Source organism: Streptomyces sp. NPDC088812 (assembly GCF_044750285.1).
GTDB lineage: Bacteria > Actinomycetota > Actinomycetes > Streptomycetales > Streptomycetaceae > Streptomyces.
In genome coordinates this window covers 249,299-266,454 of sequence record NZ_JBIVJP010000002.1, presented here as the reverse complement: position 1 = coordinate 266,454, position 17,156 = coordinate 249,299, and the positions used below count along the sequence as shown (strand labels likewise).

The window sequence follows — 17,156 nt, the reverse complement described above, 5'->3', positions numbered from 1 at the left end:
CGATCACCCGATGTCCGAACTGCCCTTGTTCGTCTACGGCAGCCTGTCCTTCGACGCAGTGCAGCGGGCACTGCTGGGACGGCTCCCGGTGTCCCGTCCGGCGGCCGTGACCGGCTGGCGCAACGCGGCCCTGCGGGACCGTCCCTTCCCCGGTCTGGTGCCCCGGGCGGGGAGCCGGGTCGCCGGGTGCCTGCTGACCGGTCTGAATCCCGCCGAGCGCGCTCTGCTGCACGCGTACGAGGGGCCGATGTACGAGGACCGCGCCCTGCCCCTGGAAGGCGGCGGCCTCGGCCTGGCCTACGTGTGCACCGATGCCTCGCTGGTTCTGGAGGGCGACTGGGACCGGGAGCACTTCGGCCGGGAGCTGTTGCCGGGCTACCTGGCGGGGGTGGTCCGCTGGCTGGCGTCCCGGCCGGATGTCCCGCGTGCGGCCTCGGCCGGTGGCGACGCTTCGGGTGAGACGACGCCCACCCGTACCGAGTCCAGCAGCTGATCCGCCAACGTCCCCGCCTCCCCGGGCCGTTCGGTGCCGACCATGAGCATTCCGTAGCGGTCGCTGTTGGAGCCGCCGGAGCGGATCTCCGTGCCCGGCGCGAGGGTGGTGGCCGCGGTGAGTACGGCGGGGTGGGCGGCGGCCTCCTCCCAGCCCGAGACCTCCCGGACCGTGCCGGCCGGCGGGACGAGGAACCGCACGGCGGCACCGCGCGCGGGGTGCGCGCCGGCGGGGAGGCTCACCGGACGGCCGAGCAGGTCGTCCAGCCAGCTTCCGTACAGCTCCAGGCCGGGGTGGCACCACTCCAGCAGGGCATGGATGCCGTCACCTCCCTGGCGGACGTGCACCTCACCGAGGACGACGCCTCGCGGGGTGGTCCAGCACTCCACGTGGAAGGGGCCGGTGCGCAGGCCGAGCGCGGTCAGGGCCGCCTCGACCTGCGTGGTGACGTCTTCGAGCAGGGCGTCCGGGAGCGGGGCGGGCATGGTGTGCCCGGACTCGACGAAGGAGCCGGTGGACAGCTTCTTGGCGGTCACCGCGAGCGCCCTGGGCACCCCGTCGGTGAACAGGCCCTCGACGCTGTACTCTGCGCCCTCCACGAAGGTCTCCACCAGCACCAGACCGTCCGCGTCCCGGGCCTGCTCGAAGGCGGCGGGCAGCGCTGCCGGATCGTGCACCAGCCGGACGCCCTCGCTGTTGCAGCGGTCGCGCGGCTTGACGATCACCGGTGCGCCGGCCTGCGCGGCGAGGAACGCGGCGGCCTCGGCGGGCTCGGAGCAGAGCCGCAGTTCGGGCTGGGCGAAGCCGGCCGCCCGCAGGAACTCCCGGCAGGCGTCCTTGGAGCGGACCCGGCGGACCGCCACCGGATCGTTGCCGCGCAGGCCGAGCGCGGCCGCCGTCTCCGCGACGGCGACCACCGCGTACTCGCGGAAGCCCACCACCGCGTGCACCGGGTGCCGCTCGGCGTAGGACACGGCCCAGGCGGCGCAGGCGGCCGGATCGGTGAAGTCCAGCGGGTACGCCTCGTCGGCGGCGGCCACCAGATCGGGGCAGGCCGCCAGGGCGGCGGCGGTGTCGGTGAGGACCACCCGGCACCCGCGGGTCCGGAACTGACGTACCGAGCGCTCGCTGATGTCCCTGCCGTCGGTGGCCCACAGCGGGGCCGTGCCACCCAGAACGAGGACGGTGGGTTGTCCGCGGTCTCCGCGGTCTCCGCGGTCTTCGCGGTCTTCGCGGTCTTCGCGGTCTTCGCGGTCTCCGCGTTCTTCGCGGTCTTCGCGGTCTCCGCGGTCTTCGCGGTCTCCGCGTTCTTCGCGGTCTTCGCGGTCTCCGTGGGGTCCGCGGTCTTCGCGGTCTCCGTGGGGTCCGCGGTCTTCGCGGTCTCCGCGGTCTCCGCGGTCTCCGCGGTCTTCGCGGTCTCCGCGGTCTCCGTGGGGTCCGCAGTCTCCGTGGTCTTCGCGGTCTCCATGGTCGACAGAGTTCATCATCACACCAGTTCGTAGCTCTCGAAGGCGGCCCGTATCGCGGGGTCGTCCAGCGCCCCGAGCCGGGTGAAGTGCTGGACCGTCTGCTGGGACGCGTCACGGGTGGTCTTGCGGACCAGACCCTGGGGGAACACCTCGGCCAGCACCTGCTCGACGGCGTCCCGGCCCAGCCCGTACCCGGTCAGCTCCTTGCGGAGGGCCGGCAGGTCGGGTTGGAGGAAGGCGTCCACCATCACCGGCGCGAGGGTGCCGATCAGCCGCCGCTCGGTCCGGTCCGACTGGGCCCACAGCTCCTTGAGGAAGAGGGCGAAGTAGGTGTGGTGGCGGCCCTCGTCCAGTGCGTGGTCCCGCACCACCTCGCGCACGGTGGGCACCACCCGGGGATCGTCCGGGACCTCGCCGAGCGAACCCGAGATCAGCGTCTCGGAGACGATCACGAAGACCAGCTCGGCCAGCGCCCGCCACTCGGGGTGCTCCTGCTGCACCAGCGCCAGCCGGGTCAGGAAGTACGGCTCGGCGGGCAGCCGCGGGGCGATCCCCGTACGGCGCTCCGCCTGCCGCATCAGGTCGGCGGAGAACAGGGCGTGGTACGCCTCGTCGCAGTAGACCCGGTAGGCGTCCAGCCGCATGTCCGGGTGGAGGTCCAGGCCCACCGTTCCCTGAGCGATGCCGAGCGCGGTGCGGTTGACGACGACCTGTTCCAGCTTCGCGGTGAAATCCAGGTAGCGGTAGAGGTGCTGGACCAGCACCTGGTCGAACAGTCCAGGGCGAAGATCCCGCACCAGCTCGTGGCGGGCCAGCGGAACCAGCTCGGGCGAGAAGAAGTACTTCCCGTCGGTGTCGTCCGGCAGTTCCCGCCGGGGAGCCGCCCGTACCGAGGCGCGCTTGTCCCACCTGCGGAACGGGCTGCGGTATCCCTCACCCTCCTGCCGGGGTGTTTCCGCGCCGTCCGCGGCTCCGGGAACCGGCGTGTCGTCGTCCGTACGCGCTCCGGGACCCCCGGTGAGCAGACGCTTGGGACAGTAGCTGACCGCGGTGCAACCGGTGAAGAGGCCAATGATTCCACACATGCTTACCCCCGTTATCAAGATTCTCTGGCAGCACTGCGATACCGAAGGTAATTCGCGTGCGAACCGCGATCCTCCGTCTTTGCAGGGGCGCGGAAAGGGTAGTCCTGATAAAACGGCTCCGGATGCCGTCGTTGATGATCTTGCAAGGGGTGCATTCGCAGGGTCAAGCGTTCGCTATCAGAATCTCGGAAGGTGAGATGGGTGGAAGGAAAGCTTGAACCGGTCATCGCGGGGCGTTTACCTCGATCTACCGACGTCTCGCCTTCGTAGGGGCAGTGTCGGCTCGTCAGGTGCTGGTCGGCGTCCGGAGGGGCTTTTGACCCCTTGGTCGCTAATCGGGTCGATCGACACGTTCGTGCGGGCAGTGCGCGGGTCGAGATATTCACCGGAGTGCGGCGCGAAAGACGCCGTACGGAATCCTGCTGCTACCTATCCTCCCCCGCCCGCAAACAAGTCGGTATTCTCTCGGAGGTGCAGTTATTATGCGCAAATGCCTGACTCCGATGTAACTCCCCGGAAAATAGCCGACGCCCACACCCGTGCCTATGTGGAGCTCGACCCGATCACTGGAACTGAGTACGGTCTGGCCGCGGGCGACGACCGGATTCCCGACTTCTCCCCCGAGTGGCACGAGGCGCGCGCCGCTCTTCTGCGCGCGACGCTCGGTGAGCTCGCCCGCGCTCCGGTCGACGACGACGCGGAACGCCGTTGTGCCCGTCTCCTCGACGAGCGCCTGAACGCCGAGCTCGCCGTGATCGAGGCGGACGAGGGGCTGCGCCAGGTCAGCAACCTCTTCTCGCCGGTACACGCGGTACGCGAGGCCCTCACCCTGATGCCCACCGGTACCGAAGACGACTGGGCGGTGATCGCCCGGCGCCTCGCCCGTGTCCCGAAGGCGCTGGAAGGCTATCGGGCATCGCTGACCGAGGGCCTGCGCCGGGGTCTCCCGGCAGGCCCGCGCCAGGTCTTTGCCGTCATCGATCAGCTGGGCGGCTGGCTCGACGGCGGCTCGGGCCGGAGCTGGTTCACCGACTTCGTCACACCGGGCCCCGAGGTCCTGCGCAGGGACCTGGACGCCGGGGCCGACGCTGCCGCCGAAGCGGTCGCGGGGCTGCGGACATGGCTGCGCACCGTCTACGGACCCGGTGTCGTCGACGCCCCGGACCCGGTGGGACGGGAGCGTTACCTGCGCTGGGCCCGGTTCTGGAACGGCATCGACCTGGACCCCGAGGAGGCGTACGCGTACGGCTGGTCCGAGATGCACCGGATCGGCGCGGAGATGCGCGAGGCCGCCGGCGGGATCCTGCCCGGTGCCACCCCGCTGGAGGCCATGGCACACCTGGAGAGGCGCGGTGAGGCGATCGAGGGCACCGAGGGCATCCTGTCCTGGCTGCAACGGCTGATGGACGAGGCCGTCGAGCGGCTCGACGGCAGCCACTTCGACCTCGACCCCAGGATCAGAACGGCGGAAGCGCTCATCGCTCCCCCCGGGACCGCTCCCGTCCCCTACTACACGCCTCCGGCGCTGGACTTCTCCCGCCCGGGCCGCACCTGGCTGCCCGTTCAGCCGGGCCAGAGCCGCTTCCCCACCTGGGACCTGGTCAGCGTCTGGTACCACGAGGGTGTCCCCGGCCACCACCTGCAACTGGCACAGTGGGTGCTCAAGGCCGACCAACTGTCCACCTACCAGGCCACGCTCGGTCGCGTCAGCGCCAACTGCGAGGGCTGGGCCCTCTACGCGGAACGGCTGATGGACGAGCTGGGCCACCTCACCGACCCCGGCTACCGGCTGGGCTACCTCAACGGGCAGATGCTGAGGGCCGTCCGGGTCATCATCGACCTCGGCATGCACCTGTCCCTGACGATCCCGCGGGACTCCGGGTTCCACCCCGGCGAGCGGTGGACGCCCCGACTGGGCCGGGAGTTCCTCGCGGCCCGCACAGGTCTGCCGGCGGCCACGCTGGACAGCGAACACATCCGCTACCTGGGCATGCCGGGCCAGGCCATCGGCTACAAGCTGGGCGAACGCGTCTGGCTGGCGGGACGCGAGCAGGCGCGCCGGCTCCACGGCACCGCCTTCGACCTGAGGACCTGGCACATGGCCGCACTCTCCCAGGGCTCCCTGGGCCTGGACGACCTGGCCGCCGAACTCGCCGCACTCTGACGCGGGCGGCCCCTCGGCAGCCGCATCCCGAACCGGGCTCCCCGGTGGCCCCCGGATCGGCCCCCCCCGAAGCCACCCCTCGGCCGACGGTCTCAGGAAACCTGCGACTCCCCCTCGGTGATCGCGTCGTGGGAGTGCCGCAGGGCCGCGTCGAGCAGCGCGTCGAGTGCCTCCTGAGAGGTGCGCAGCTGTGTTATCGCGTCATCGATCCGGGCGTGTTCCCGTCGCAGGTGGTTGATCACACCCGGGCATCCGGAGGGGACCAGTCGTGCGCCGTCGTCGTGGACACAGGCCAGGATCCGAGCGATGACGGCGGTCGGCAGGCCGGCCCCGAGCAGGGCGCGGATGCGTCCGACCGTGACGACGTCGGCTTCGGCGTACTCGCGGTAGCCGTTGGGCTGCCGGGCCGGCCGGAGCAGGCCCTGTTCCTCGTAGTACCGCAACAACCGCCGGCTCACCCCAGTTGCCTCGACCAAGGCACCGATCCGCACGTCGACTCCCCGTCCACGGTTGACCTTCACACCGATGAGAGACCTTAGCCTTCCTCCGCCGGAAGTTCTGACGACGAAGGGGAACACCATGCCTGGAGCGGTGATCATCGGAGCGGGGCCGGGGGTCGGGCAATCCGTCGCTCGCCGCTTCGCGCGTGAGGGCCTGCCGGTCGCGCTGGTGGCGCGGTCCGAGAGAACCCTGGAGGCGGTGACCGACGCCGTCGCCTTAAGCGGGACACCGGTCACCGCTGTGGCGGCCGACAGCACCGACGCGCCCGCCCTCCGCTCCGCACTGGACACCGCGATCGACGCGTTCGGTCTGCCGGACGTCGTGGTGTACAACGCGGCGGCCGTCCGGCCGGACGCGCTCGGTGAGCTGTCGGTACGCGCACACCTGGACACCTGGGCGGTCAACGTGGTCGGAGCGATCACCGCCGCGGCGCACGTGCTGCCGGCCATGGCCGAGCGTGGCAACGGTTCGTTCCTCATCACCGGCGGAATGCCTGAACCGAAGCCCCAGTACGTCAGCCTCTCCCTGGGCAAGGCCGGGGTGCGGACCTTGGTGACCTTGCTGGACGACCAGTACGGCGAGTCCGGCGTACACGTGGCCACGGTCACCATCGACGGACCGGTCGCACCCGGAACGGCCTTCGACCCGGATGCCATCGCCGAACACTACTGGCGGCTGCACACCCAGCCACGACACCGCTGGCAGAGGGAGATCCTCCACAGCGGCCGCGGCGCCACAGACGAAGCGCCGGACACCGACAGCCCTCAGCGCTGAGCGCGAAGTCAGGCGGCGCTGGGGCGTGGGGAGCCCCTGAAGACCTGGCTGGTGTGCCAGGTGCGGTGGGTGTCTGCGATGCGCCGGATGCCGGGCTGGGGGCCGATGAGGGGGCGGCCGGCGAGTGCGGTGACGTGGTCGCGGGCGGCGGTGCTGCGGCCCACGAAGTGCTGGGAGACCAGGACGCGGTGGCCGTCGCCTATGCCGAGGACGCCCTTGTCGAAGAGCTTGTGGTGCAGGGAGCACAGGCACAGGCCGTTGTCGACGTCGTCCGGGCCGTCGTAGGCCCACCACCGCACGTGTGCGGCCTCCAGCGCTACGGGGGCGGTGCCGATCATGCCGTCGTAGCCACAGAAGGCGCATCGGTACTCGTAGGCGGTCAGGACCAACTCCCGCATACGGCGGTCGCGTCGGCGTCGCTCGGGGCCGGTGAGGGCGTGGGTCTGCGCCGGCTCCAGTTCCAGGCCGACTGCCTCGCACAGGTCCGGGTGGAGCGAGGGTGGGAAATGCAGGTCCAGCAGGACCCTCGCCATGCGGTCCAGGAGGGAGGGCTCACGGCGCAGTGCCGCGCGCAGGTCGGGGGTCAGGCGCCCGGTGGCGCCGCCGGCCCGCAGTTCCGTGACGGCGGTGCCGGGGCTGCCAGGGCCGCGGTCGGTGCGTACCTCCCACACCCCGTCGTTGGCCAGGTGGTGGAACGGGTAGGCCGGAGTGGTCCCGCGCGCGGGGCCGTACTCCGCCAGCAGTTGCTTCAGATCGGCTTCCACCACGCTGTAGCGCAACTCGCCCTCGGCGTCGGCCTGGAAACGGCCCAGCGCGTACAGCAGCAGCAACGGCTTGTGCGGTGCCCGCACCCCATCCCGGCTCCATTGCCTCAGACTCGCGGCGCGCTCCAGCCAATCCATGACCCGTGATCGTAGCGACGCCTGCCACCCATCACGTGGTCCGGGATACTGCGCCCCGCCTGCGCCCGCCGCGAGCGCACCGACTTCCCCCGCGCATGGACACCGCGGGAACTCCGGCACGGCTTCGTGTCACTGCTCTCGACCGTGGAGATAGCAACGCCAGAGGGCCCTTACCTACCTGGTAAGGGCCCTCTGATCTGCTACTCAGCTGTCGGGGTGGCGGGATTTGAACCCACGACCTCTTCGTCCCGAACGAAGCGCGCTGCCAAGCTGCGCTACACCCCGATGTCGCTGCGAGTCCTGCTTGTGCTGCTTGTTGCGGCGACGTCGTTTACTTTAGCCCACCGGTGGCTGTAGGCGAAATCCGGTTTTGGAGCGCAGGCGCATCGGGTTCGGGCGGGCGTGGTCGAGGGCGACCAGGAGGAGGGCGAGGGCGTAGAAGGACAGGCCCAGGAGGAGTGCGTTGGCGAGGGCGTGCCGGTAGCCGTGGGCGGCCGTGTCGAGGAACGGGTAGAGGTGGCGGCCGGGAGTTCCCGGGGTGATCAGTTCCGCACGGATGAGGGAAAAGGCCAGGTAGGCCGCGGGGTACAGCAGCCACGGTGCCGCCTGGCGCAGGCGGAGGCGGCCGGCGGGGGTCAGCAGGAGCCAGTCCAGGACGGCGGCCGCGGGGATCAGCGTGTGCAGGAGGTGGCTGGTGAGTGCGTGCCAGCGCGTGGGGGCGGCTGTGGTGGCCGTCACGGAGAACGGGGGCGCCGTGTCGGCGAGGAGCAGGTGGTACACCAGGGCGGTGATCGTCACGTAGAGCAGGGCCGCGCCGGTCCAGGCGGGGGAGAGGGGGCGGCGGGCGGTCCAGGCGCGGTGGGCCGACAGGGCCGTGACCAGGGCCAGGAGGATGCTGCTCTGGACGGCGAAGTGGCTGAGCACCCGCAGCGGGCTTCCGAGCAGCAGGGCCAGGGCGACGCCCGCCGCCGCGGTCGCGGCGATCAGCAGGCGGAGCGCCGCGGCCACGGGGCGTCGTACGGGGGCCACCACCGCCGAGGCGGGGACGGAGGAGGGCAGGAGCGCGTGCGTCCGCGGGATCGCCGGCAGGTCCGGGAGGTCCCTGGGTATCGGGGCGGTCATGCCCCTCACGCTAGGGAGGGGGGAGGAAAGGGGCTATTCGGGCGGGTTCGGATGGGTGATCCGAAGCCCGGGACGCCCGCGACGGCCGGGACCCCCGGGACGACTGGGACGCCCGGGACCCCCGGGACCCCCGGGACGCCCGCGATGCCCGGGACCCCGGGACGCCCGGCGACCCTGGAAACCCGGGAGGTTCGGTCTGCCCGGCTGCCGGTCCGCCCACGGGCCGACGGGCAGTCGAACCCCTCCCCCCAGGCCGGCAGCGTCGGCCCCCTACTCCCGCCCCACCAGCGTCAGCAATGTGGCCTCCGGCGGGCAGGCGAACCGTACGGGGGTGTACCTGTTCGTCCCGCAGCCCGCCGACACGTGGAGATACGCCGTACGGTCCTCCGCCGTGTGGGTGGACAGGCCCTTCACCCGGTCCGTGTCCAGGTCGCAGTTGGTCACCAGTGCGCCGTAGAAGGGGATGCACAGCTGGCCGCCGTGGGTGTGGCCGGCCAGGACCAGGGGGTAGCCGTCCGCGGTGAACGCGTCCAGTGTGCGCAGGTAGGGGGCGTGGACCACGCCCATCGAGAAGTCCGCCGTGCCCGACGGGCCGCCGGCCACCTCGGCGTACCGGTCCCGCTTGATGTGCGGGTCGTCCAGGCCCGTGAGCTCCACCGACACGCCCTCGACCTTGAGCGTGCCGCGGGTGTTCGTCAGGTTGAGCCAGCCCGCGCCGTCGAAGCCGTCGCGCAGCTCCTCCCACGGGTTGTGGACGACGTTGACCGCGGGCGCGTTGCCGTTCAGGCCGTGGCGGCCCTGGGTCTTCTCCAGCAGGTAACGGGCGGGGTTGCGCAGTTTCGGGCCGTAGTAGTCGTTGGAGCCGAAGACGTACGCGCCCGGGAACTCCATGAGCGGGCCGAGCGCGTCGAGGACCTCCGGGACGCCCTCCGGGTCGGACAGGTTGTCGCCCGTGTTGATCACGAAGTCGGGGCGCAGACCTGCCAGCGAGCGCAGCCAGCGCTGCTTCTTGCGCTGGCCGCCGACCATGTGGATGTCGGAGACCTGCAACACGCGCAGGGGACGCATACCGGCGGGCAGGACGGGGACCGTCACCCGCCGCAGGCGGAAGGAGCGGGCTTCGAAGCCCGCCGAATAGAGCAGTCCGGCGGCGCCGACCGCCGCGATTCCTAGGGGCACTCCGTATCGCGCGCGCATGTGTCCATCGTGTCAGAACCGTCGCCCGTTAAATGAACGGGCGTCGGACTGTCCGCACCTGCGACAATCGCAGCCATGACCACGCTCAAGTCGAAGCTGCAGGAAGACCTCAACGCCGCGATCAGGGAGCGCGACGAGCTCCGCTCCTCGACGCTCCGGCTGACGCTCACCGCGATCACCAAGGAGGAGGTCGCGGGCAAGGAGAAGCGCGAGCTCTCCGACGACGAGGTGCAGAAGGTGATCACCCGTGAGGCGAAGAAGCGGCGGGAGGCCGCCGACGCCTTCGCGCTGGGTGGTCGCGCCGAGTCCGCCGAGCGGGAGAAGGCGGAGGGCGAGGTGCTCGCCGCGTACCTGCCCAAGCAGCTCAGCGACGACGAGTTGAACGACATCGTCGCCCAGGCCGTCGAGGAGGCGAAGGCGGCCGGTGCGGAGGGTCCGCGGGCCATGGGTGCCGTCATGAAGATCGTGAACCCGAAGGTGGCCGGCCTGGCGGAGGGCGGCCGGGTCGCCGCCGTGGTGAAGAAGCTCCTCGCGGGCTGACATCGGCCGACGCCTCGCGCCGACGACGGCTGGCGCCTCGCCCGACGACGGCCGACGCCTCGCGCCGACGGTGACCGGCTCCCTGACGTGGAACGGCCCCCGTCCCTCCGTACGAGGGGCGGGGGCCGTTCCACGTCAGGGTCGGGCGGGACGGGCGGGGCCGCTCAGCCACGCCCCCCGTTCCCGTTGTTCCCGCTGCCTCCGTTGCTCTGGCCCTGGAACAGGTTCTCGGGGAAGGAGTACGACGGGGTCGGCACCGTGCCGCCGGTCGTCGTGCCGCCGTTGATCAGGCCGGCGATGAGGCCCTGGTTGTCGCTGCCGTCGTCGTTGCCGCCGTTGTCGTCGCCGTCGTCGTCCTCGTCGCCGCTGTCCTTGTCGCCGCCGGGGATGTCGACGAGGTTGAAGTTCGGGGCTTCCTTGCCCTGGAGCGCGCCGGACATGGCGTCCCGCCAGATCGGGCCGGGCGTGTCACCGCCGTAGACCTGGGCGTGGTAGACGCCGCCGATGCGGATGTTGGTCATCTTGACCTTCTGGGTGGCGCTGCCGACCCAGACGGCGCCGGAGAGGTTCGGGGTGTAGCCGACGAACCAGGCGTTCTTCCGCTCGTCCGTCGTACCCGTCTTGCCGGCGCTCGCGCGGCCCGTCAGACCGGCCTGCTGGCCCGTGCCGGAGTCGACCACACCCTGCAGCAGGGTGTTGACGCTGTCGGCGGTCTTCTCGCTCATCGCGCGCGAGCACGTCGACTTCGGGACCTCCAGCGACTTCTTCGTGCCGCCGACGGTCTGGGTGATCGACTCGATGGCGATCGGCGTGCAGTACATGCCCCGGCTGGCGAAGGCGGCGTACGCGGTCGCCATCGTCAGCGGCGACAGGCCGGTCGAACCGAGCGTCATCGAGGACGGCACCTCGGGGACCTTGTCGCCGTTGCCCTGGACCACACCGAGGGCGTCGGTCATCTTCACCACCGGGCACATGCCGATGTCGGCGAGCATCTGCACGAAGTAGGTGTTGACCGACTTGGCCATGGCCTCCTTCAGCGTGTACGGGCCGACCTCGGACTCCGCCTCGTTCTCCAGCTTCTCGTTGGCCGCGTTGGTCCACGGCTTCCCGCTGCACGTCTGGACCGACGCCGGGTAGGGCATCTCGTACGGCGCGGCGTACGACTGGTTGATCGGCCGGCCCGCCTCCAGGGCGGCGGCGGCCACGAACGGCTTGAACGTCGAACCGGTCGGCCAGCCGAAGTTGGAGCCGCCCATCGCCGAGTCGACCGAGTAGTTGTACTCGGTCTCGTTCTTGCCGTAGCCGTACGGCTTCGACTGGCCCATCGCAAGGATCTTGCCGGTGCCGGGCTCGACGAGCGTGGCGGCCGCGGCGACCTTGTCCGACTGGTACACGTGGTCCTTGAGCGAGTCCTGGACGGACTGCTGGGACTGCGGGTCGAGCGTCGTCTGGATGGTGAGGCCGCCCTGGTTCCAGACCTTGGCGCGTTCCTCCTTGGTCTTGCCGAAGACCGGGTCGCTGAGGAAGACCCGCTCGACGTACTTGCAGAAGAAGCTGGCGCCCTGCACGGCCGTGATGCAGCCGTTCTTCGGCTGGGTGACCTTCAGGCCGAGCGGGGCCTTCGTCGCCTCGGCGGCCTCGGCCTGCGAGATGTCGCCGACCTCGGCCATGCGCTCCAGCACGACGTTGCGCCGCTTGGTGGCCTCCGCCGCGTCGTTGACCGGGTCGTAGCGGCTCGGCGACTGCACGATGCCGGCCAGCAGGGCCGCCTCGGGCAGGGTCAGGTCCTTGGCGCTCTTGGAGAAGTACCGCTGGGAGGCGGCCTCCACGCCGTACGCCTGCTGGCCGAAGAACGTGATGTTCAGGTAGTTCTCGAGGATCTTCTTCTTGCCCAGCTCCTCCTCGACCTGGATCGCGTACTTCAGTTCGCGGATCTTGCGGCCGATGGTCTGCTGGGTGGCCTGGGCGACCTTCGTCGGGTCGTCGCCCGCCTCCTCGACGAAGACGTTCTTCACGTACTGCTGGGTGAGCGTCGAGGCGCCCTGGGAGACCCCGCCGCTCTGCGCGTTCTGGTTCAGCGCGCGCAGGACGCCCTTGAGGTCGACGGCGCCGTGTTCGTAGAAGCGCGAGTCCTCGATCGCGACGATCGCCTTCTGCATGTAGGGCGAGATGGCGTCGAGGTCGACGACCGTGCGGTCACGGGAGTAGACCGTGGCGATCTGGTCGCCCTTGGCGTCGAGGATCGTGGTGCGCTGGCTCAGCGGTGGCGTCTTGAGATTGGCCGGGAGTTCGTCGAACGACTCCACCGACCCCTTGGCGGCCAGGCCCAGGGCACCGAACGCGGGCAGGGCGATACCGGCCAGCACGGCTCCCGCGAGAACACTGACACCGAGGAACTGGGCGGCCTGCTGCGTCGCCGTCAGACCACCGCCCGAGCGCTTCTTTGGCATGGGGGAAGCCTACGTTCTCATTCGCCGGACACGCGTCAATGCCTTGGCCTAAGCTGCCCTCAACTGTCACAGCGGCAGGGCTACGTATCAATACGTCCGGAGACCCCGAATCGTTCCGGAGGTTTCTCGCTTTCTTGGTGAGAGCGTGTCCGAATCCGCCTCGTGTGTCACTCGGCGTCCGTTGTGACTCAACAGGACTGTCCCGTTTTGCAGCGGATAGTCGTGCATGTCGCAGGCTCACTCCCCCGGGTGATCTGCCGCTTGCGCATAGTCCGTTCGGGCCATTCAAGATTGGGCCCGAAGGGGGTGTTGCGCTGTGCCCACCTTCCGTAACGTCCTCAACTGGCGGCGGCGGTGAATATGCCGCTGCCGCCGTGGGGGAGCCTCGATTCGGGAGAGGACGGCGCCGGTATGGGCTGGGTAACCGACTGGAGTGCGCAGGCTGCCTGCCGCACTACCGATCCGGATGAACTGTTCGTTCAGGGAGCAGCGCAGAACAGGGCCAAGGCGGTGTGCACCGGATGCCCGGTACGCACCGAATGCCTCGCCGACGCGCTCGACAACCGCGTCGAGTTCGGCGTGTGGGGAGGCATGACGGAGCGCGAGCGCCGCGCCCTCCTGCGCAGGCGGCCGACCGTCACCTCGTGGCGCCGGCTGCTGGAGACGGCGCGCTCGGAGTACGAGCGCGGAGCGGGCATCGTGCCCCTCGACGACGACCAGGTGTACGAGAACTACGCGGCGGTGAGCTGAGGCGACCCCTCGGCTCGGCCGCCGGAAGCCGACGCGGTCACTGGCCCAGCTGTGGGCTCGGCCGCCGGAAGCCGGCTCGGTCCGGAAGCCGGCTCGACCGCCGGGTGTCGGCTCGGTTGCCGGTTCAGCCGACGCCGGTCGGCTCGGCTGTGGGCAGTCGGCTCATCCGTCGGCCGCCTCGGGCAGCTCCGGCCGGTTGGCCGCGAGCCGGATCCCGATGTCCCGCAGCCCCGCGAGGTCGTGGACATCGCCGGGCAGTGCGGCCACCTCGGTGACCGCGACCTCGGGGTGGAGCGCGGTGAAGCGGTCGCGGGTGCGCTGCTCGCGGGAGAGCAGGTGCATCCGCTCGGCGTGCAGCCTCAACAGGCCCGCCGTGAGATCGTCGACGGTCCGGTCCGCGTCCGCGGGGGAGTCGGACGTGGCGGCCGGCGACCGGGGCGCGGGGGAGCGCCGTGCCGGGGGCTGGGCTGTCGAGGCCCGGGTCGTAGGGGGCCCGTCCACCGGGGAGCCGGAGGACCCGTCCACCGGGGAGTCGGGGGAGCCGGAGGAGTCGGGGGTATCTGGTGCCGAACTGCCATACGTGTCGGGGGAGTTACGAAGTCCAGCTTTCCCGTCGTCCTGATCCACAATGCGGGGCTCTTCAAGATTTTCGGCGGCGGCGAGCGCCCGCTCGGCGGACAGCTGGGCGGCGCCGCTGCCGTGGACCCGGTTGAGCACCAGACCCGCCAGCGGCATGTCCTCGGCGGCCAGCCGCTCCACGAAGTACGCCGCCTCCCGCAGGGCGTCCCGCTCGGGAGCCGCCACCACCAGGAACGCCGTCCCGGGCGCCTGGAGCAGCTTGTACGTCGCGTCCGCGCGCGTACGGAAGCCACCGAACATCGAGTCCATCGCCGCCACGAACGTCTGCACGTCCTTCAACAGCTGACCGCCGAGCAGCTTGCCGAGGACGCCGGTCATCATCGACATGCCGACGTTCAGGAACTTCATCCCCGCGCGGCCGCCGACCTTGGCGGGCGCGAGCAGGAGGCGGATCAGCTTGCCGTCCAGGAACGACCCGAGCCGCTTGGGCGCGTCCAGGAAGTCCAGCGCCGAACGGGACGGCGGCGTGTCGACGACGATGAGGTCCCACTCGTCCCGGGCGCGCAGCTGCCCGAGCTTCTCCATCGCCATGTACTCCTGCGTGCCCGCGAAGCCCGCCGAAAGCGACTGGTAGAAGGGGTTGCCCAGGATCGCGGCCGCCCGCTCCGGGTCCGCGTGCGCCTCGACGATCTCGTCGAAGGTGCGCTTCATGTCGAGCATCATCGCGTGCAGCTCGCCGTCGCCCTCGACGCCCTTCACCCGGCGCGGGGTGTTGTCGAGCGAGTCGATGCCCATGGACTGCGCGAGCCGGCGCGCCGGGTCGATGGTGAGGACGACCACCTTGCGGCCCCGCTCGGCGGCCCTGAGGCCCAGCGCGGCCGCCGTCGTCGTCTTGCCGACACCGCCCGAGCCGCAGCACACCATGATGCGCGTGCCCGGATCGTCGAGCAGCGGGTCGACGTCCAGCACGCGCGCGGGGGAGAGGCGGTGCCGGGTGCTCCCCTGGCCGTGAGCCTGGTCCGGACTCATGACATCCCCTGCTTCCGCAGCTCGGTGGCGAGTTCGTAGAGGCCCGCGAGGTCCATGCCCTCGGCGAGCAGCGGCAGTTCGTGCAGCGGCAGGTCCAGCTCGGCCAGGACGGACCGCTGCTCGTGCTCCAGCGCGTACCGCTCGGCGTACTCCTCGGCCTGCGCCAGGAGCGGGTCGACCAGCCGCTCCGCGTGCCCGCCGCGCCGCGCCCCGCCGAGTCCCGCGGCCGACAGCGACCGCGCGACAGAGGAACGGCCCACCGTCCGCAGGAGTTCCAGCCCGTCCGCGTCGAGCAGCTCCGGCCGCACCATGTTGACGACGACCCGCCCCACCGGCAGCCCCGCCCCCCGCAGTTCGGCGATGCCGTCCGCGGTCTCCTGGACGGGCATCTCCTCCAGCAGCGTCACCAGGTGCACCGCCGTCTCCGACGACTTCAGCACCCTCATGACCGCCTGGGCCTGATTGTGTATGGGGCCGATCTTCGCCAGCCCGGCGACCTCGTCGTTGACGTTCAGGAAGCGGGTCACCCGGCCCGTGGGCGGGGCGTCCATGACGACGTAGTCGTACACGAACCGGCCGCTGCGGTCCCTCCGGCGCACCGCCTCGCACGCCTTGCCGGTGAGGAGGACGTCCCGCACCCCGGGCGCGATGGTGGTGGCGAAGTCGATCGCGCCGAGCTTCTTCAGGGCCCGTCCGGCACCGCCCAGTTTGTAGAACATCTGGAGGTAGTCCAGAAGTGCCAGTTCGGGGTCTATGGCGAGGGCGTACACCTCCCCGCCCCCGGGAGCGACGGCGATCTTCCGCTCCTCATAAGGCAGCGCTTCCGTCTCGAAGAGCTGCGCGATGCCCTGCCGGCCCTCGACCTCGACGAGAAGCGTCCGCTTCCCCTCGGACGCGAGGGCCAGCGCGAGTGCGGCGGCGACCGTCGTCTTTCCGGTCCCGCCCTTGCCGCTGACGACCTGGAGCCTGCTCACGTCTTCGAGCGTAACCAGTCGGCGCCCGGACCAATCGGGAGGCTGTGGACAACGGGGTGCGCCCGTCCCGGCGCAGGGGCGGCAATCGGCCACATGGCCTGCGACGGGTCACGCGGTCCACAGCGGATACAGTCGGCCCATGACCAAGTGGGAATACGCAACCGTGCCGCTGCTCGTCCACGCCACGAAGCAGATTCTGGACACCTGGGGCGAGGACGGCTGGGAGCTCGTCCAGGTCGTGCCCGGACCGAACAACCCCGAGCAGCTCGTCGCCTACCTGAAGCGGGAGAAGGCGTGAGCGCCGTCGAGGCGAGGCTCGCCGAGCTGGGCCTGACCCTGCCGGCGGTCGTCCCCCCGCTGGCGGCCTACCAGCCCGCCGTGCAGTCCGGACCGTACGTGTACACGGCCGGCCAGCTGCCGATGGTGGACGGCAAGCTGCCGGTCACCGGCAAGGTCGGCGCGGAGGTCACCCCCGAGGAGGCCAAGAACCTCGCCCGCACCTGCGCCCTGAACGCCCTGGCCGCCGTCAAGTCGGTCGCGGGCGACCTGGACCGCATCGCGCGCGTGGTGAAGGTCGTCGGCTTCGTCGCCTCGGCCTCCGACTTCACCGGCCAGCCCGCCGTCCTCAACGGCGCGAGCGAGCTGCTGGGCGAGGTCCTCGGTGACAAGGGCGTGCACGCGCGCAGCGCGGTGGGCGTCGCGGTGCTGCCGCTGGACGCGCCGGTCGAGGTGGAGATCCAGGTCGAGCTGGCGTAGGGCGCAAGCAAGGAGGCGGCGGTCGCCGTCTGCCGGTGGTCGGTACGCCGGTGGTCGGTACGCCGGTGGGTTCGTCGGCCGCCGGCGGGTGGATGCCGGTGGCCGGCTGTCGGCGGCCGGAGGGCTGGCGGGCGGCCGGAGGGCTGGCGGGCGGCTGCCGGAGGGCCGGTGGGCGGCTGTCGGCGGCCGGAGGGCCGGTGGGCGGCTACCGGTGGTCGGACGGCCGGTGGGCGGCTGCCGGTTCCGGGGAAGCCGGTGCCCCCGGCGCCGCCGGGGCCCGGCGCCCGCCCAGTGCCCCGCTCGGTGCGTCCTGGGCGGCCCAGGGTCCCCCAGGCACCTCTCGAACATTCACGCACCACGGGATAGCCTCC

17 protein-coding genes and 1 tRNA gene are annotated in these 17,156 nt (G+C 71.0%); 8 read left to right on the top strand and 10 right to left on the bottom strand.

What is annotated here, in order from left to right; all coding sequences use genetic code 11:
* Window positions 1-10 precede the first annotated feature (10 nt).
* Window positions 11-493, top strand: a complete 483-nt coding sequence (locus ACIP67_RS04960; RefSeq protein WP_401687473.1) for a gamma-glutamylcyclotransferase family protein — start codon at window positions 11-13, stop codon at window positions 491-493.
* Here ACIP67_RS04960 and ACIP67_RS04955 read toward each other — a convergent pair.
* Window positions 376-1,581, bottom strand: a complete 1,206-nt coding sequence (locus tag ACIP67_RS04955; RefSeq protein ID WP_401687470.1) for an ATP-grasp domain-containing protein — start codon at window positions 1,579-1,581, stop codon at window positions 376-378. The two genes, ACIP67_RS04960 and ACIP67_RS04955, sit on opposite strands and share 118 nt — an antisense overlap.
* Before the next feature lie 102 nt (window positions 1,582-1,683).
* Here ACIP67_RS04955 and ACIP67_RS04950 point away from each other — a divergent pair, with 102 nt between their 5' ends.
* A complete protein-coding gene (locus ACIP67_RS04950) occupies window positions 1,684-1,995 on the top strand; it encodes a hypothetical protein (RefSeq protein ID WP_401687467.1) in 312 nt (103 codons plus the stop codon).
* Here the strand turns inward: ACIP67_RS04950 and ACIP67_RS04945 are convergent.
* Entirely contained in the window at window positions 1,980-3,047 is a 1,068-nt protein-coding gene (locus tag ACIP67_RS04945; protein ID WP_401687464.1) for a diiron oxygenase, read from the bottom strand. The two genes, ACIP67_RS04950 and ACIP67_RS04945, sit on opposite strands and share 16 nt — an antisense overlap.
* Before the next feature lie 490 nt (window positions 3,048-3,537).
* On the opposite strand from ACIP67_RS04945, the gene ACIP67_RS04940 reads away from it, so the two are divergent.
* Complete coding sequence (locus ACIP67_RS04940) at window positions 3,538-5,211, top strand: DUF885 domain-containing protein (protein ID WP_401687461.1); 1,674 nt, start codon at window positions 3,538-3,540, stop codon at window positions 5,209-5,211.
* Between the two features lie 92 nt (window positions 5,212-5,303).
* Here the strand turns inward: ACIP67_RS04940 and ACIP67_RS04935 are convergent, their stop codons facing one another.
* Window positions 5,304-5,702, bottom strand: coding sequence for a MerR family transcriptional regulator (locus ACIP67_RS04935; protein WP_401687458.1), 399 nt, complete (start codon window positions 5,700-5,702; stop codon window positions 5,304-5,306).
* An 88-nt stretch (window positions 5,703-5,790) separates the two neighbouring features.
* Here ACIP67_RS04935 and ACIP67_RS04930 point away from each other — a divergent pair, with 88 nt between their 5' ends.
* Window positions 5,791-6,486 (top strand): SDR family NAD(P)-dependent oxidoreductase, encoded by a 696-nt coding sequence (locus ACIP67_RS04930; protein WP_401687455.1) that lies wholly within the window; start codon window positions 5,791-5,793, stop codon window positions 6,484-6,486.
* A gap of 8 nt (window positions 6,487-6,494) precedes the next feature.
* Here ACIP67_RS04930 and ACIP67_RS04925 read toward each other — a convergent pair whose 3' ends face one another.
* The 4 genes from ACIP67_RS04925 to ACIP67_RS04910 all read right to left on the bottom strand — a co-directional run bounded on the left by ACIP67_RS04925 (window position 6,495) and on the right by ACIP67_RS04910 (window position 9,707).
* Window positions 6,495-7,388 (bottom strand): phosphorothioated DNA-binding restriction endonuclease, encoded by an 894-nt coding sequence (locus ACIP67_RS04925; protein WP_401687452.1) that lies wholly within the window; start codon window positions 7,386-7,388, stop codon window positions 6,495-6,497.
* A 211-nt stretch (window positions 7,389-7,599) separates the two neighbouring features.
* Window positions 7,600-7,673, bottom strand: a tRNA-Pro gene (locus tag ACIP67_RS04920).
* Between the two features lie 51 nt (window positions 7,674-7,724).
* The gene (locus ACIP67_RS04915) at window positions 7,725-8,510 is read right to left on the bottom strand and encodes a Pr6Pr family membrane protein (protein WP_401687449.1); all 786 of its coding nucleotides are present in this window, start codon (window positions 8,508-8,510) and stop codon (window positions 7,725-7,727) included.
* A gap of 270 nt (window positions 8,511-8,780) precedes the next feature.
* A complete protein-coding gene (locus ACIP67_RS04910) occupies window positions 8,781-9,707 on the bottom strand; it encodes a metallophosphoesterase (RefSeq protein ID WP_401687446.1) in 927 nt (308 codons plus the stop codon).
* A 75-nt stretch (window positions 9,708-9,782) separates the two neighbouring features.
* Here ACIP67_RS04910 and ACIP67_RS04905 point away from each other — a divergent pair, with 75 nt between their 5' ends.
* On the top strand, window positions 9,783-10,247 hold the full coding sequence (locus ACIP67_RS04905) for a GatB/YqeY domain-containing protein (protein WP_401687443.1): 465 nt from the start codon (window positions 9,783-9,785) through the stop codon (window positions 10,245-10,247).
* Window positions 10,248-10,411: 164 nt separating this feature from the next.
* Here ACIP67_RS04905 and ACIP67_RS04900 read toward each other — a convergent pair whose 3' ends face one another.
* The gene (locus ACIP67_RS04900; protein ID WP_401687440.1) at window positions 10,412-12,697 is read right to left on the bottom strand and encodes a transglycosylase domain-containing protein; all 2,286 of its coding nucleotides are present in this window, start codon (window positions 12,695-12,697) and stop codon (window positions 10,412-10,414) included.
* A 411-nt stretch (window positions 12,698-13,108) separates the two neighbouring features.
* On the opposite strand from ACIP67_RS04900, the gene wblA reads away from it, so the two are divergent.
* Window positions 13,109-13,447, top strand: a complete 339-nt coding sequence (gene wblA, locus ACIP67_RS04895; RefSeq protein ID WP_190046553.1) for a transcriptional regulator WblA — start codon at window positions 13,109-13,111, stop codon at window positions 13,445-13,447.
* Between the two features lie 162 nt (window positions 13,448-13,609).
* On the opposite strand, the gene ACIP67_RS04890 is transcribed toward wblA, so the two are convergent.
* On the bottom strand, window positions 13,610-15,055 hold the full coding sequence (locus ACIP67_RS04890) for an ArsA-related P-loop ATPase (protein WP_401687437.1): 1,446 nt from the start codon (window positions 15,053-15,055) through the stop codon (window positions 13,610-13,612).
* Complete coding sequence (locus ACIP67_RS04885; protein WP_401687434.1) at window positions 15,052-16,029, bottom strand: ArsA family ATPase; 978 nt, start codon at window positions 16,027-16,029, stop codon at window positions 15,052-15,054. The genes ACIP67_RS04890 and ACIP67_RS04885 overlap by 4 nt, the downstream gene beginning before the upstream one ends.
* Window positions 16,030-16,168: 139 nt before the next feature.
* Here ACIP67_RS04885 and ACIP67_RS04880 point away from each other — a divergent pair, with 139 nt between their 5' ends.
* Both ACIP67_RS04880 and ACIP67_RS04875 read left to right on the top strand, forming a co-directional pair.
* Window positions 16,169-16,327 (top strand): DUF4177 domain-containing protein, encoded by a 159-nt coding sequence (locus tag ACIP67_RS04880; RefSeq protein ID WP_003967454.1) that lies wholly within the window; start codon window positions 16,169-16,171, stop codon window positions 16,325-16,327.
* A complete protein-coding gene (locus tag ACIP67_RS04875; RefSeq protein ID WP_389525119.1) occupies window positions 16,324-16,785 on the top strand; it encodes a RidA family protein in 462 nt (153 codons plus the stop codon). The genes ACIP67_RS04880 and ACIP67_RS04875 overlap by 4 nt, the downstream gene beginning before the upstream one ends.
* Window positions 16,786-17,156: the final 371 nt, after the last annotated feature.